Genomic DNA, 14561 nt, shown 5'->3' with positions numbered 1-14561 from the left:
CAATAATGGAACCAAAAAGCGATTCTATAAGTTCGTCATTTTATGATGAAAATAAAGTGAGAAGGGCGCCCGCAATTAGAGTGCCCTTCTCTCGTTTGCAATGCAACTGCACCTATTGATCCGTTTGGATTGAGCGGAGTCAAGCTCAGGCAACTGCCGCCCGTTTAGTTTAATTAATAGGTCCCAATTTTGTTGCTATAACATATTTATCATTTACTTCGACTGCAATAACTTCATGAGGGTCTTTTCCTTTGACTTCAAATAGTGTACTCCCTGCTGGCACTTCGTTAGAGTCTCCATTTTTCTTTGGCATTGGGGTTGTTTTTCTTTCAATCTTACCAATCTCTTTGCCTACTTCTTCAATTGGAACCTCTTCTTTAGATAATCCATAAAGGGTGTTATTCCAAGCAACGGAAGCTGGATAGGTACTTGATGAGTTTGACCCATTATTATCACTACAACCTGCTGCAAAGAATGACAGAAACATAACAATAATTATTATCCTCATAATTCTCCCCCCTTTAAGAAAAATACTGTTGTACCATTAAGACGAACGCAAAAGCTCGGTTGTTGCGTTAACCTGTCCGTTAGTTTAATAAAAGACTTGCTCATAACATGACTAAAAATCAAAAAAACCGACCTTATGAGGTCGGTTTTTTTCATGGTGGGTATGGAGGCGAGGGGAATGGATACCTCTTATATACAGAATATTTCCTCCATCATATGCAAGTACAAAAATAAGCTATAGTGTACCGTTAGCTCAACGAAGAATGTGTTGCCAGTATGGAGGCAACTCATAGTCCCTAATGTGTTTGTATTCTAGAATCATTACAGCTCCTGTATTATCTACACGAAACTTCATCGAGTCCATCCCTACATCTAAATGAGGTCCCACATACGGAATCACTGTAACATTAACATCAATATGCGAAGGATGGTATTCAACGTTTAATTCAGTCCCTCCTAGAAAAGGCGAAAACGTAGGTGACTCTGTTAGTTTATCTTCATAATATCGATTAATCTGTTCCTTTATATTTGGAGTTAACAAAGTAAGTACAAGCCTTTCCAATGGTTCTTCGTGTGGTTTAGCGTAAACTGGCTGTATAAGCACGAAGGAAATGATGACTGCTAGCAGTAACCCGATATAGCTTTTAACATTCACTACAATCACCCCATTGAAGTAATTTCCGTTAAGTGACTTGGGTTTATGCATGCAACAAAATAAAATGCAAATCCATTAACGTAATCTGCCCGTTAGTTTAATAAAGAAAGGGAGCAGCTGCCGCAGCAAACTACTCCAAGTTTGTTCAACTATCGTTTCCCGTTAGTTCAACAAAACTCCTTTATTTTGTGATACGGTTCACCTTAGTATATCTAAAACAATATTACACTCGCCACCAAAATCTACATTAGTATAACTCTATTTTTGCTCTAAGTTTCTTGAGGTTTTGCTTGTGAAATCCCTTCACAATCAACCAGGCTGCCAAACTCAACTCATAAATACCCACAGGTAGAGCAATAAATCCTTTTGCTGCAGATAGAGGTTCTACAATACCGAACATTTCTAATAGACCGGCTATAAATACGAGTACAGCCGTAATCATACCAAACAGAGCTAGCGGTCTTGGCACTAAACCTGTTCGAAAAAGCAAATAGCTATACAATGCCGTATTGATACCCAACATAAAATTAGGTCCTAACATCGAAGTCCAACGATGGAAAGCTTGCAGCATGTAACCGATCTCGTGAAGATTTTCTTCACTTGTTAAGCTGTTTGCTTCATAATGAATACTAAGTTGCAATAAACCTAGTATACTGACCACGCCTATTGCAATAAGAACAGCTTCCATAAATCGAAAGCATAGATGTCCTAGTGCTAGATGTTCATTCCAACGACGAAGGTAAGGAAACAACATAACGGCTGTACCTACTGCTGTCAGAACGAGCAAGAGATCGTTAATGACTCCGAGTAAAACCTTTGTTTTAAATCCATTTGCCACGGACATATACCATTGTTCTGACAATACCGGCTCATAAGAAATAACAGCGATGACTGAAGTGACTGCAGCAACAAAATAAAAAATACCGATGATGATCCCATTCATTCTGTCTTGCGTCATAAACTTTACCTCCTGGGGGTTATTATGGACCAATACGAAGTCATAGAGAGTGCTTTAAACCATATTGAGAACAATTTAGACCAGCCTCTATCACTAGAGTCTGTGGCTAATACCTTCAACATGTCCAAATTCTACTTCCACAGACTTTTTTCTGCCATGATGGGTTGTACTTTAAACAACTACATATTATCCAGAAGATTGAACGCATCACTACAATGCATTCAAACCGATCATTTACCACTAACAGATATTGCCTACCAGCTAAACTTTGGAACTCAATCATCTTTCACCCGCGCTTTCAAACGCCAATACGGTATGGCTCCAAGCTCTCTAAGAGTAAGTGATATGAACATTTCTCAAACACCAATGCCTTCTGTGGTTAGAAGACCCATTAAAAACATCAATGGTGATATTGTTACCGATTTCACCCTAACGGAGTTCGATTCAATCCGGGTGAGCGGCATAGCCTTTGAGGTTGACCTGGCAACTGATGATTACAAGACGAAGATTCGGTCTCATTCGCTTAAACTGTTAAATGACATTGATAAAACAGTTAATGGTTCATGTTTCGTCATTTATTCTAATTGCCAACCCAATTCATCTCGCTTCAAGGTACTGTTCGGGATCCCATTTGATATTCAGATAAATAGACCATTCTATTTTACCGTTGATGTACCACGGCTCTTCTGTGCCAAGTTCAAATATTCTGGTGACCTCCTTGATATAGGTGATGTTCTCAAAACTGATTATGCAAGATTTTTAAAGATTTCCAGGCAGGAAGCAGACGATTCACATATTGAACTTATTCAATTTTTTGATGACATTCACAATCTTGATTTGGCATACCACATTTATGCACCTATCAAAAGGATACCTATCGATTCAGATTAATCATGACGCTTTATGGTAACCGTAATCGCTTTTATGCCCTCCAGTCTGTTTCATTTTGATTTGATGAATACAAGATAACATAATGGCTAAACATACACTTTCCAAATCTTGCTGTAACGAAAAGAGCACCCCTTTCGAGATGCATTTTCATCAACTATATCAACTATGTGACCTATATTCTGATAGTGAGCAGCGTCAACACTCCACATCGCCGTTACTTGTGGTTCGGTTCACCGGAATTAATCTTCAACTATACTGCCCGTTAGCGTAATGAAGCAGCCGATCATTGTGGTCGGCTGCTTCTGTGTTTTAATTGAACTATCGTTTCCCGTTAGCTTAACGAGATCGCCGCTCTAAGCCGGCAGCCTCTCTTTCATCCATTTTGTCACCTCTTATCTCCCGATAGCTTAGTCAGCTCTTGATAAAGACTTTTTGAAATAAACAGCGGATTCATCATAACCAATAGCCTTATAGAAATCACTTGCTCTTCTTGTGGCAAGTGCAACCAGCTTTGAACCACGCCGAACTGCTTTTTCTTCAATAAGTACCATAAGATTTTTTCCAACACCTTTACTCCTGTAATCTTCTAGTACGAATAATTCCTCAACCCAACTTATTAAACCATTTGCATAAAAAGTGGAGTGATGGAAGGCTAGTACATATCCAATGATACCTGTTTCAATCTCTGCGACTACTAAGTCTGCATCTTTGTTACTCAAAACATCAAGAAAGGTTCGTCTGAAATCCGTTTTATTCAACTTAAAACTAGTCGAAAGCTTAGCGGATAGATCAAACAATACCTCTTCATCTTTAGAAATTGCATTTCTATAATTAAGCCTCATTGGAACCCCCTTCGAACCATCAATATTTTAAGTGTACTTTTTCGGTAATTAAACTTCCACTATTTGTTAAGTTAATCTGCCCGTTAGTTTAATGAAAGACTTGCTCTTAACATAAATAAAATTCAAAAAAACCGACCTAATAAGGTCGGAGACGAGGGGAAAAGATAATTTTCAAAAGTTTGCACATTTTTAATTCGGGAAAATTTTTTGTTGAAAAAATTCTTTAACGACGCGATAATAACTGGGATTTAATTGTTGATGCTAGGCATTTTCAGTTGCTTTTAATTTTAGGTTTGGATGTACTGAAGCTTCTGTAGCAAATGAAGTAAAAAAGCTAAGGAGTACGACAGTTGTTAAGAAAAATTATATCTTCACATGATTCTCTCGCCCATTTTTCTTAGTTTGTATGTGCATAGGAAAGATATATAGCCAATGACAATTGAACTAACTTATTCCCCACTAACAATTTCCCAATTGTAGGAAAAGAAAATTTCCATTATCATAGGGATATATTAAACAAACATACTAGGGGGCATCCATGAAACTATCCAAAATCACCATAAATAACTATAAAGGAATTCAGCATTTATCATTAGATATTGAGAATATCAGCATCATTATTGGTCCGAACAATTGCAGTAAAAGCACAGTTCTTCAAGCCATCGAACAATTTGGTAAAGCGGATAAGACTCTTGATGAAAACTGTTACTATAGACACGACACAAGTCGTGCAATCAGTTTCCACGCAACATTCATTGATGTGACAGCAGCAGAATTAGAGCTTCATGGGATTCGTAATTCACTTCATGAGCCAACTGGACATTTTATTGTACGAGCAGTTTATGAATATGGAGAACCTGTAAAACGCTTTTCCAAAACCTCAGGAGAACCTACTCATGATATGAATAATGAGGGTTGGGACGGGAGGATGGGGGGGGGGCAATAATGGCACTCATTTTCTTAACGTATTCCCTGAAGTTCTTTATATACCAGCAGTTCGTCATGCAAATGAAGAGATAAAAAATAGTTCTGACTACATAAAAACCCTAACTCAACTATATAAAGAAGTTATTATGGAGACTAATGAATACTTAGATGCGACTCGTGCGAATAGGGAAATACAAAACAGAATAAACTCGCACACTAATGAAAGAATAAGTTTCTTTCAAAATGAGGTGAAATCATTTTTAAATAACATTACCTCAACAAGTGTTGATTTTAAAGTTAACTTTAAACCTATTGAAGAATTCATCAGTAGTTCAGTAAATACTGTTTTTAATTATAACGGCATAAATACATCTATTGAACATCAAGGAAATGGTGTGCAACGTACTTTTATTGTTTCGATTTTAAAAGGCTATCGAAAATATAGAAGCGAATTCCCTCCTGAAGGAAGGGAACAAATAGCAGCCCGTAGGCCGTTAATAATTGCAGTTGAAGAACCGGAACTATACTTGCATCCGCATATTGCACGAGTTTTTAAGGATACCTTGTACCAGCTAGCTGATGATCGGTTTTTTCAAGTTATCGCAACTTCTCATTCTCCCAACTTTATCGATTTATCAAAACCAAACAGAACACTTATTCGCTTCTCTTTAGATTCTAATCAAGATGTCAAAGCAAACCAAGTTAGTTCTGATATCTATGGCTTACCTGAGGATGAAAGAGATAAATTTCAAGCCCTCTTGAAATTCAACCCTCATCTAAATGAAGTTTTCTTTGCACAGCAAGCAATTCTTGTTGAAGGCGATACTGAGGTTGTCGCATTTAGACAAATAGCGGAAAAGCTTATGGTTTCAGGTTTACTTTCATCTGATGTATTTCATAAAACCTCAATAGTAAACTGTGCAGGTAAACCTACAATGTACGTTGTATTGAATGTCTTAAATAATTTTGGAATTCCCTATACGGTTATTCATGATATGGATATTACTGAACTTGGAAAAAATGGGCAAAGAAGAGCTAGCTCTACCCTTCGTCAAGCAATTACCATAAATTATAAAATTGAAGTATTAGCATCTGTTCGTGCTAACAAGAAATTTGTTCTTCAACATACTTTTGAGGCAGAAATGCCCGAAACTTATGAAAAGGGCACCTCTAAATCGTATGCAGCATATGAGTTTTTAAAAGACAAGTCTCTAGAAGAGCTTCCTTTAAGATTGTTACAAATTATTAAATCAGCATACGGTATTCCGTTAGAAGTTCCGATTGTTCATCTTGTTGATGAATTAATGCAACAATATTTAGTTGAAAATCCTGATTGGTCTGAACTTCATGATGCGTTTCAAGGATGGCAAATACCAGTACACGAACAATTTATAAGAAATGTATGGGATGAAATAAACCATCCTTTTGCAGCTGCGGCATCTGATGATATACCAAGTCGATAAAAAACTCCTTCTTAAAGTGGCAGGGTTCGACTTTTTGCTTTCGTTTGTTGTAATGGCAGTCTAGGACGAGTGTTTATAACTTAGACTGCCAACCTAGTGATAAAGTTACTGAGACCTATCCGCTAATTCAATCTGTAGCTATAACTTATATTCCCAACGCCTTTTGTATCCTTTCCATTGCAACATCATACCAATTTTTATCAATTTCAAAAGCCATCCAAGACCGACTTGTAATAATGGCTGCCTCTTCCGCAACCCCACTACCTGCGAAAAAATCTACCATTAACTCTCCAGTCTCACTACTATTCACAATCATTTCCTTTAACAACTCTACAGGCTTTTCCGTTGGATGTATGGTTTTATTACCATGAATGCGTGGTATGCGCCAAATGTCTGTCTGCTTTCGTGTTGAGATCCGTCTGACACGTTTATCTCCTTTCACAGCAAAGATGATAAATTCGTGGCGATAGCGGTATTGCCAACCAAGGCCCATATGTTCTTTATCCCATACAATACAGTTCTTCACTATGAAACCTGCATTACGCAGCCAAATCACCATGTCTGCATACATCCGCCAGTCAATACAAACATAAATATGTCGTCCTGGCTTGAGAACTCTGTAAGCTTGAAAAATCCATTGCATACAAAAACGCTTGTATTCCGCCGGTGAAAGCATATCATTCTCTATTATATTAAATCTTGGCTTTTTCGTTTTCGTTTGTGTTGTCCCACCAAATCTTAAGTTATATGGTGGATCTGCTATCAATAAATCGACTGAGTTATCTTCTAAATGTTTCTTTGAACCTTCAATACAGCTTTCGTTATATAACATCCTATTCCTCCTGGTATATGTGTCTCTTATATATAAATTCTACACTACGATTTGGAACAAGTGTTCTCTTTTTTCACAAAAAAAAAGCTGTAGGATTTCTCCCACAACTTTATTTTACCGGTGCATTCCGGATTTTATATAAGTATAATGCTAACCTTCAAAATTGTAAATACTTCACATCTGAGGATTTGCTATTTGAAATTACCTCCTATTTTCATACTGCGATCTGATGCCTTGCCAGCTGGAGTAGCAGAAGTAGCTCTTATAATAATTGAGTCACCATGCTTTTGTTTTAATAAGTCAGTTACACGTTCTAATGCTCGTGCTTTTTCTCGGTCTTGGTCGAATAATGATATTTGATATTCATCGTCGGAGGAAAATTGAGATAAACTGATGCCTATTCTTCGAATAGGTAATCCATCCCAATGTCTCTGTAATAATTCCACAGCAGCTCTATACACTTGATTGGTTACATTTGTAGGATCTACCATTTTCATTTGTCGATAAAAACCTGTCGGGCGTTCAAAATCAGCCCCTAAGCAACCCACCGATACTACATGCCCCATATAGCCTTTGCCTCTGCAGCGCTGGCATACGAGCTCTGTAAGCTCTAGGAGCACTACCTTTATCTCATCGAGCTTGCGATAATCACGAGGAAGTGTCATCATATGGCCAACTGTTTTAGGTGCAACCTGATGAGTTCCTGGCGTGACTGGGCTTTCATCAATTCCATTAGCTATGCGCCAATACATTTCTGCATTAACATCTGAGTTTTTACCAAACTTAGCCTCATCATTAATTTAAGTTTATCTAAAGGTGTACCTGCAAGTTTTCCAATAGTATCAAGACCCATAAAATTTAGATGTCGTGTCATCTTGCTGCCGACCATAAACATTTTATCAATATGCAAAGTCCAGAGTGTCTCGTGCAAATTTTCTTTTGTCAGCACATACATTCCTGATTTGTTTTTCTTCGCATAATTATCACAGGCCTAGATCCGCTAACATGATAACTTTGCTTTTAGCCAATAAATACCACCACGGGCTCTGCAGCTAATATGTTTTTAACTAAAAAATTTCGCCTTCCTTGTCTAACCAGACAAAAAGCCTTTATGTGTCCCTGATCCACCGATAACATATTTATTTTTCTTTTGGACAAGTTCTTATTCTTGCTGAGATATACAATCTCAACAATTGCACCTATCCATTTCTCGTCCATAAGACTCACCCCCAAACAGAACGTTTGTTCTTATTATGTACAGAGCTAACGTTCTTATTCCAGAGAAAAGATTTAACAGATTATTAGCCCTCATACTCATTTACTCGTCGGCAAAACGTACTATGCGTTAATCCTAATACCTTCCTAGCAGCTACTCCAGTAATGAGTCCAGCTTTCCAATCTTGATAAACCTTAATAAAGGTGGTATCGATTTCTTTTCGCGGCTTACCAAACTTTACTCCTTCAATTATAGCTACTGCAATTCCTTCAGCTTGCCGCTGCAGATTCTTTTTACGCTCTTGTTCTGCTACATAAGCAAGCAAACTAAGAAATTGATTCTCCAGAACCTTTCAGAAGTCCCCCATTGTCCGATACTTTCTAGAATCAAATAGCAGCTCGTTATCCAAACAAACGATATCCGCTCCAACCTCACGAGTGATATATTTCCACTCATCTATGATTCCATCATAGTCTCGTCCCAATCGATCTAATGAATCAATGTAAATTAAATCACCTTGTCTCAACATATAAGACGCATTGCTTGGTACTGAGGTCGATTGAAATCTTTCCCACTTAATTTATCAACAAAAAGATATCGCTCATTTAGACCCAGTTCTCGAAACTTAAGTAGTTGCCTTTCCGGATTTTGCTCTTTAGAAGAAACACACACATAGCCCATCTCTTTGAACTCCACCTTCACAATAACGATATCTATGTCTCCTAAGGGAGCCCTCTCTATCCTAAAATAGAAAGACCGATCGAATGAGATCGGGGTTTCTGTAACATATTTATTTAAATGTGTTAGCTCTTTAAAACAGAATTAAGAAGAGCTATCCTCTTACCTCAAACAAACTTCCGACTCGTTTTCTTCCCATCACAGCTGAACACAATCTTCTTATCCTCAACAAACGTCTCCAGATGAAACGTTTTTCACCCAAAGCTGAACGACATGAGGCAGCGTACGCTCCACATACTTCAGATCGAGCTCCATCCCTTCATACTCATGAATAAGATAAAGCTATACTTTATAGATGAATATATTCGGCAGCATCAGTTAGTGAGATGTTTTCCGTATAATGGTTCTTCAAATAATTAACTGCTTTTACTACATATTCGGACTGTGTTCTCTTTTGTTTCTTTAAGACATAACACACAAAATTCTCGAAGATAAGCCGAATCCATTGTTTGATTTCATCTAATGTTTCCATCCTTTGATAAGAAAACGTAGGGCGCTTTATTGCTTAATTAGATTTCTGTCGAAGTAGCAGCTGCTCGAATAGGCAATACAAAGTTGTCATCCATCGATCAGAAATCCTGGAACGGGTATATCTTTGAGGAGCAAGCGCAGGTAAGATTAGAGTCGGGATGGCGATTATATCTTTATATTCGTAGCAACCTATTCAAATGGTGTAATTAATGAAACGGATGTGACCATTCAAATTAAAGATAGCTGGACGTCATTTTTCGAGTTCGTTTCATAAGTCGTGGTAGTCAGTTAAGTTAAGTTAAGTAAGAAGTGTTGTATTGAAGTATTGGCAGTCGAATACCCTAATGCTATTGAGGTTCCATCTTTAATGATCTATTCCCGTTTGCTTAATGCAATCATATGTGATCTTTATTTTTCCTTTAGCACGATTTGCACCAACTCTAAGACCATTAAGTTTCACTAAGACCTTATGCATAATTGTATAGAAGATGAACTCAATCAATGCTCCGTGTCTAACAGTTGAAGTGCAGTAGTGGTTTTCTTTATATTTAATGTATGCTATCAATCAACGCCCAGTATATATAATTTTTCCTGACTCATCTATTAAACGGAATATAAAACTTGAAGCATCTTCAAAATCCATCTTAGTGTAGTAAACGGCATATCCATTGTCAACTTCTAGTTCCTTAAAAAATGTTGATGCTTTTTTAATATCGACTTGAGTTTTGAATAGCATATCATCATTGCTTACAATTACCTTCTTTACATGGGGGTCAAGAATTTCAGCAGCAATAATTGTTTCATATTTTCGGTTTGAATGCTTAGTCATTACACTTATCCATGTTCTTTTCATTTTGTCTGTCCCACTTGGAAGCAGTTCTTCTTTATTTGTTACTTTATATAAAAACCATTTTTTCTTTAATTCTATGAGATACTTCTTATTAAGTTCTTTCTCAACTAACAAATTAATGTCGCCAAACTCTTTTGAATAAACAATTTGACTCTTTTTATGTTTGTTAGACAATGCAAGTGCACTTGACTCTGTAAACGCATAACCATTAGAAAGCATAAATAAAATCGCAACTACTATGACAGCTAATATTATAAATATACTTTTTTTCATTATCTTCTTATCATTATTCTTCATTGTTCCTCCTCGTCGCTGACTTAAGATAATATATATATATCTAAATGTCGCTCAACCAATATCTATAGTATGTATCAAATGGAAAAGAACTTCAATCTTTACATAAAGATTGAAGTTCTCGATAAATTTAAAAATGATACTAATTAATTTAGGTGTTTTGAACAGTAAAAGTACCATCCAAGTACCAGTCGTCTCCTATTAAACCGGGCCATGACATACCTGCGATACCCATTACAGCGCTTACAAAACCAGGAATATATGGGTGAGCATAACTGGCAAGTATCTGCTTATTTGTGCCTCGTAGAGTTCTCGGAACTCTAAGATCATCGACTATTACTCCGTAATTATGATGAGAATGTTTAAGATCGAAGGTTCCTTGAGATTGACCGAATTTCCTTACAATTGTCATAGCTTCCTGCTGAATTGTATTATTAACCTGGGGCAACCAATTATTAGCCCCGTAAGATGATGCACTTGAGATACCAGTAGCATTATCCCAATATTGTACTACTGAGTCACTAAAATAATAATTAGGTTGTCCATCCCAATTATACTCAGTATATAAATCATATTTAAATTCTTGTCCTGTAGAGCTTAACCCCTGATAAATCATACTAGTTGATGCGCTCCATTTTCCATCCTTTTCTGTATCTATAGGGATTACAGCTTTCGTACTAATTCCACCATTACTTTGCTTCATTAAAGTCAGGCTATCTTTCTCTTTAATCGCATTAACTTCATCTCTATTTTCATCGGTAATTAAATATCTAGTGCCGTCAACACTGTTGTAATAATGCTTTAGACTGCTTTGTATTTCGACAGCTACTCCACCTCGGCTAATAATTCTCTTTTTTAGTTCTGGAGAATAATGCTCGATTTGTTCGTTTGATAGTTTCATCTCACTTAATACCTGATTGACTTGTATTTCTGATAGATTCAAAAAAGTTGAGACTGGTGCAATCCGACCATCGTCATACTTTGTAATTGTCAGTGCCCCATTAAGTACAATTTTCCTCTCATTTTTTTCAATTTTTTCTGGTCTTTCGGTGGCTTGGGCAACAGAAGCAAACATTAAAAATACAACAGGTAAAATAAGGCTCCATTTCTTCATGCTCTTCCTACAATACATTATTTTCCTTCTAAACCAATATAGTAATAAACAATTTGCATGTCAACTAGTTTTTTTCTAAATAATAGATTCAATGATGGTTATAAATCCCTTTTTAGTTTAACTATTTTAAAATACAAAATTGTTTATTGTTTCGTTTTGTTGATTATTTTTGCTGTTTCATGGCATCTTAAACTATTAACTTATTATTACAGATTCAAGCTTACTTTTGATATTTCCAGTCTTAGGTTTTCGTAGAGTTAATGAAACGGAAGTGACCATCGAAATTACCGTCCAAACGGACAAAGTCTCAAAAAGCATGCTTTTTGATACACTAAAAAAAGACACTATAAAGCGTTTCAAAAACTGTATATTTGATTTTTGGTACGTTTCATTTTCTTATCACACATTTTGATACGGTATAATCATCGAGATCTTGATTAGTAATTGGTCTTTACATAGCCTCTCCTTAGTTAATTTCAAAGTTTTGATCAACTTTATCCAGTAGCCCGTCGTTTCTTAATTCCTCTTCAGCTCTAAGTCTTGCTTCACTCTCATTGGCAGCTTCTACGGCAAATATAAGATCGTATTTCGCATCAAGATACAATGAATTGAAAAATTTCTCATAGTGATCCTCCTTCGTTGCCCTTGAAAGCACCTGCTGGTGACAATTGGATAAATCGTTCTAGGCTGGCTATTAACCAATCCTTTTGAGCCTTGATGTTATCGGTGTCAAAAATCGTATTCTCTTGCAAATACCGCAGCCAAAAATAATCATCATATTGTTTTATTTCAGTCAACTTGTTTTTAATGTCCTCTAACTCTTTTTGTTCCTCCATACAGCCCTCCATGTTCTTCCGTATTCAGACTTGAACATAAAGTTAATTGAATATCTACTCGCTTTTATGACGATACTTCATATAAAAACTTTCAATACGGAGTGAAATTAAAAATGCTATACAATATTATTTTTGGCTTCATAATTCCTTGGGTTTTAGCATCGTTCATAGTTCGAAAACAACCGATCCTATTTATTGTCATTAGTCCTGTAACGGCAGTAATTTCAATGATTATAAATACAATAGGCATCTATTTTGGTTTTTGGGATTTTAAACCTATTTTCGAGAAAAATGAAACTATTTCCGCATTACCTATGGATTTGGGGCTATACGCTGTTTTAGGTTCTCTATTAATTTACAATCTTTCAAAAAGAACTTTTCGACTCCATCCAGTTATCTTTATTTTGATTTTCAGCTTACTCACCACTGTCCTTGAATACACAGCCCTTCTATTTGGATTCGTAATGTACGGAAACGGATGGAATATAGGTTGGACATTCATTTCCTACTTAATTGCGTATCTATGTGTTACAACAGCATGGATAATTGCTAAAGAGCATATTGAAGTAGTTAAGTAATAGAATATTCAAATCTGTCCGTCAATTTATTTAATTTTGAATAAAACTTAGGTCGCAATCATTTACTCTCGATAAATCTAGTCAACTGTCTAACACACCATTCCAACAAAATCATAAAATAAGGCATCTATGTGAGGAGGTGTATTCGATGAAATGTTCCACTACTAGGCTTAAAATAGGTTTGAAAAGAAATAGCCCAAAGAGATGTAAACATAATTCCTTAATTAAAGGGAGACGCAAAAGACGAATTATTAAAGTGCTTGCACGGAATGGAACACAAGGGGCTGCAGGGGCTGCAGGGCCTCCCGGGCCACAGGGTCCAACCGGTCCGCAGGGATTACCTGGTACTTCAGGAGTTGGACTTCTTACTTTTTATGATTTTTTTCAGATTCCCGATCCTATGATTACCGGTGGTCCAGCCATTACAACAATCGTACTTCCAGTGTCACCTGCTATGATTGGTCCGGAAGTTCAAGTCAGTAACCAGTCAATAACTTTAAGTAATGTTAATATAAATAGTCGAGTGGCATTAAAAGCAACCATCGTATGGAGCTTTAACTTCATAAGCGAAGTTGCCCCCGAATTAGCCTTGGCAAGCCAAGTCATGAACTTCAGCTTTTTTCGAGATGCTCCATTATTAGGTGTGCGTGTTGCCTCAGTAGTAGACTCCGGAAGTGTAACCCAGATTAACTTCTCAGGAACAGGTAATACTCTGGTGCAAGGAACCATTACAACAACTTTTGCATGTACCGATACAGGATTAACTGGTCCTAATTCAATTTATTTTTTAACTGCAGCAGCTGGCCCAGCCTCCGGATTTAGTGTAATTACGGATGGTGCACCAATCCCAATTACTAATTTCGCTAATCCTGTAATCAATGAGGTCCATTTCAGCGGTGAGGTAATTGGGCCTAACATCCTCTAGCTAAATTGAGGGGAGGAACTTGTAGCCTCCTCCTTTTTCTTGTAGGTTTCATTCAAAAAAAATGTTATTCAGCCATATATAAATCCCTCCCATGTATTTGATTATTCATTGAGATACATAAAAGCAGAATATTTTTTTATAGTAAGGGCAACTTATAAACGGTAAAAAAAATTTGAACACAAGGAGAATTAGTGAGTATGAAAAAAATTTACTCGTTGCTATTTGCCTTTACAATCCTATCATCCGCACTGTGTTTCCCTGCCTTCGCGGAACAATCAAATCAAGTAGATAGGATGACAACAGATAACAATCGTATGAACAGTTATGGAACAAACAACACAACCACTAATCAAATGAATGGCTATGGAGATGGCTATGGAGCAAATAACACGGGTATGAATGCAAACAACTATCGGACAAATGCGACAACAGACGATAGAAGAAATAATTGGGGCTGGGGGCTG

General features: G+C 36.7%; 15 protein-coding genes and 3 pseudogenes. 6 read left to right on the top strand and 12 right to left on the bottom strand.

Annotated features, from left to right (window positions below; translation table 11 throughout):
- Window positions 1–169: 169 nt before the first annotated feature.
- From AC1DOV_RS34040 to AC1DOV_RS34030, 3 genes are all read right to left on the bottom strand, one after another.
- Window positions 170–508: a hypothetical protein gene (locus tag AC1DOV_RS34040; RefSeq protein WP_477512958.1), complete on the bottom strand. Its 339-nt coding sequence runs from the start codon at window positions 506–508 to the stop codon at window positions 170–172.
- Between the two features lie 252 nt (window positions 509–760).
- Window positions 761–1162: a DUF3888 domain-containing protein gene (locus tag AC1DOV_RS34035; protein ID WP_441887089.1), complete on the bottom strand. Its 402-nt coding sequence runs from the start codon at window positions 1160–1162 to the stop codon at window positions 761–763.
- A gap of 247 nt (window positions 1163–1409) precedes the next feature.
- Complete coding sequence (locus AC1DOV_RS34030) at window positions 1410–2120, bottom strand: DUF4386 domain-containing protein (protein WP_441887085.1); 711 nt, start codon at window positions 2118–2120, stop codon at window positions 1410–1412.
- A 24-nt stretch (window positions 2121–2144) separates the two neighbouring features.
- Here AC1DOV_RS34030 and AC1DOV_RS34025 point away from each other — a divergent pair, with 24 nt between their 5' ends.
- On the top strand, window positions 2145–3011 hold the full coding sequence (locus tag AC1DOV_RS34025; RefSeq protein ID WP_441887083.1) for a helix-turn-helix transcriptional regulator: 867 nt from the start codon (window positions 2145–2147) through the stop codon (window positions 3009–3011).
- 407 nt (window positions 3012–3418) lie between these two features.
- Here the strand turns inward: AC1DOV_RS34025 and AC1DOV_RS34020 are convergent, their stop codons facing one another.
- Window positions 3419–3853 carry a GNAT family N-acetyltransferase gene (locus AC1DOV_RS34020; protein ID WP_441887081.1) on the bottom strand — a complete coding sequence of 145 codons (435 nt, stop codon included), beginning with the start codon at window positions 3851–3853 and terminating at the stop codon, window positions 3419–3421.
- Window positions 3854–4391: 538 nt separating this feature from the next.
- Between AC1DOV_RS34020 and AC1DOV_RS34015 the strand changes: the two genes are divergently transcribed.
- A complete protein-coding gene (locus AC1DOV_RS34015) occupies window positions 4392–4799 on the top strand; it encodes an AAA family ATPase (protein WP_477552103.1) in 408 nt (135 codons plus the stop codon).
- Window positions 4762–6243 carry an ATP-dependent nuclease gene (locus AC1DOV_RS34010; RefSeq protein WP_477552102.1) on the top strand — a complete coding sequence of 494 codons (1482 nt, stop codon included), beginning with the start codon at window positions 4762–4764 and terminating at the stop codon, window positions 6241–6243. Before AC1DOV_RS34015 ends, AC1DOV_RS34010 begins: the two co-directional genes overlap by 38 nt.
- Window positions 6244–6388: 145 nt before the next feature.
- Here the strand turns inward: AC1DOV_RS34010 and AC1DOV_RS34005 are convergent, their stop codons facing one another.
- The 8 genes and pseudogenes from AC1DOV_RS34005 to AC1DOV_RS33970 all read right to left on the bottom strand — a co-directional run bounded on the left by AC1DOV_RS34005 (window position 6389) and on the right by AC1DOV_RS33970 (window position 12594).
- Window positions 6389–7075 (bottom strand): DNA-methyltransferase, encoded by a 687-nt coding sequence (locus AC1DOV_RS34005; RefSeq protein ID WP_441887077.1) that lies wholly within the window; start codon window positions 7073–7075, stop codon window positions 6389–6391.
- Window positions 7076–7266: 191 nt separating this feature from the next.
- A complete protein-coding gene (locus AC1DOV_RS34000; protein ID WP_441887075.1) occupies window positions 7267–7827 on the bottom strand; it encodes a DinB/UmuC family translesion DNA polymerase in 561 nt (186 codons plus the stop codon).
- Window positions 7828–8095: 268 nt separating this feature from the next.
- Window positions 8096–8293, bottom strand: coding sequence for a hypothetical protein (locus AC1DOV_RS33995; protein ID WP_441887073.1), 198 nt, complete (start codon window positions 8291–8293; stop codon window positions 8096–8098).
- 83 nt (window positions 8294–8376) lie between these two features.
- Window positions 8377–8972: pseudogene (locus AC1DOV_RS33990) on the bottom strand (recombinase family protein).
- A 164-nt stretch (window positions 8973–9136) separates the two neighbouring features.
- Window positions 9137–9311: pseudogene (locus AC1DOV_RS33985) on the bottom strand (stage V sporulation protein R); the annotation flags it as partial.
- 754 nt (window positions 9312–10065) lie between these two features.
- Window positions 10066–10647: a hypothetical protein gene (locus tag AC1DOV_RS33980; protein WP_441887071.1), complete on the bottom strand. Its 582-nt coding sequence runs from the start codon at window positions 10645–10647 to the stop codon at window positions 10066–10068.
- 148 nt (window positions 10648–10795) lie between these two features.
- Window positions 10796–11758: a hypothetical protein gene (locus AC1DOV_RS33975; RefSeq protein WP_441887069.1), complete on the bottom strand. Its 963-nt coding sequence runs from the start codon at window positions 11756–11758 to the stop codon at window positions 10796–10798.
- Window positions 11759–12378: 620 nt separating this feature from the next.
- The gene (locus AC1DOV_RS33970; protein ID WP_441887065.1) at window positions 12379–12594 is read right to left on the bottom strand and encodes a hypothetical protein; all 216 of its coding nucleotides are present in this window, start codon (window positions 12592–12594) and stop codon (window positions 12379–12381) included.
- 113 nt (window positions 12595–12707) lie between these two features.
- On the opposite strand from AC1DOV_RS33970, the gene AC1DOV_RS33965 reads away from it, so the two are divergent.
- The 3 genes and pseudogenes from AC1DOV_RS33965 to AC1DOV_RS33955 all read left to right on the top strand — a co-directional run.
- Window positions 12708–13172: a CBO0543 family protein gene (locus AC1DOV_RS33965; RefSeq protein ID WP_441887063.1), complete on the top strand. Its 465-nt coding sequence runs from the start codon at window positions 12708–12710 to the stop codon at window positions 13170–13172.
- 148 nt (window positions 13173–13320) lie between these two features.
- Window positions 13321–14097, top strand: a complete 777-nt coding sequence (locus AC1DOV_RS33960) for a hypothetical protein (protein ID WP_441887061.1) — start codon at window positions 13321–13323, stop codon at window positions 14095–14097.
- Window positions 14098–14294: 197 nt separating this feature from the next.
- A pseudogene (locus AC1DOV_RS33955) lies at window positions 14295–14561 on the top strand (hypothetical protein); the annotation flags it as partial.

The organism is Paenibacillus sp. 01T47, from assembly GCF_056398245.1.
This window is presented reverse-complemented; position numbering and strand designations above follow the sequence as displayed.

Coding starts and splice junctions, on each gene's coding strand:
- AC1DOV_RS34025 (WP_441887083.1), top strand. CDS start 2,145: ATGGACCAATACGAAGTCATAGAGAGTGCTTTAAACCATATTGAGAAC.
- AC1DOV_RS34015 (WP_477552103.1), top strand. CDS start 4,392: ATGAAACTATCCAAAATCACCATAAATAACTATAAAGGAATTCAGCAT.
- AC1DOV_RS34010 (WP_477552102.1), top strand. CDS start 4,762: ATGAGGGTTGGGACGGGAGGATGGGGGGGGGGCAATAATGGCACTCAT.
- AC1DOV_RS33970 (WP_441887065.1), bottom strand. CDS start 12,594: ATGGAGGAACAAAAAGAGTTAGAGGACATTAAAAACAAGTTGACTGAA.
- AC1DOV_RS34020 (WP_441887081.1), bottom strand. CDS start 3,853: ATGAGGCTTAATTATAGAAATGCAATTTCTAAAGATGAAGAGGTATTG.
- AC1DOV_RS33995 (WP_441887073.1), bottom strand. CDS start 8,293: ATGGACGAGAAATGGATAGGTGCAATTGTTGAGATTGTATATCTCAGC.
- AC1DOV_RS34000 (WP_441887075.1), bottom strand. CDS start 7,827: ATGTATTGGCGCATAGCTAATGGAATTGATGAAAGCCCAGTCACGCCA.
- AC1DOV_RS33980 (WP_441887071.1), bottom strand. CDS start 10,647: ATGAAGAATAATGATAAGAAGATAATGAAAAAAAGTATATTTATAATA.
- AC1DOV_RS33960 (WP_441887061.1), top strand. CDS start 13,321: ATGAAATGTTCCACTACTAGGCTTAAAATAGGTTTGAAAAGAAATAGC.
- AC1DOV_RS33975 (WP_441887069.1), bottom strand. CDS start 11,758: ATGAAGAAATGGAGCCTTATTTTACCTGTTGTATTTTTAATGTTTGCT.
- AC1DOV_RS34040 (WP_477512958.1), bottom strand. CDS start 508: ATGAGGATAATAATTATTGTTATGTTTCTGTCATTCTTTGCAGCAGGT.
- AC1DOV_RS33965 (WP_441887063.1), top strand. CDS start 12,708: ATGCTATACAATATTATTTTTGGCTTCATAATTCCTTGGGTTTTAGCA.
- AC1DOV_RS34005 (WP_441887077.1), bottom strand. CDS start 7,075: ATGTTATATAACGAAAGCTGTATTGAAGGTTCAAAGAAACATTTAGAA.
- AC1DOV_RS34030 (WP_441887085.1), bottom strand. CDS start 2,120: ATGACGCAAGACAGAATGAATGGGATCATCATCGGTATTTTTTATTTT.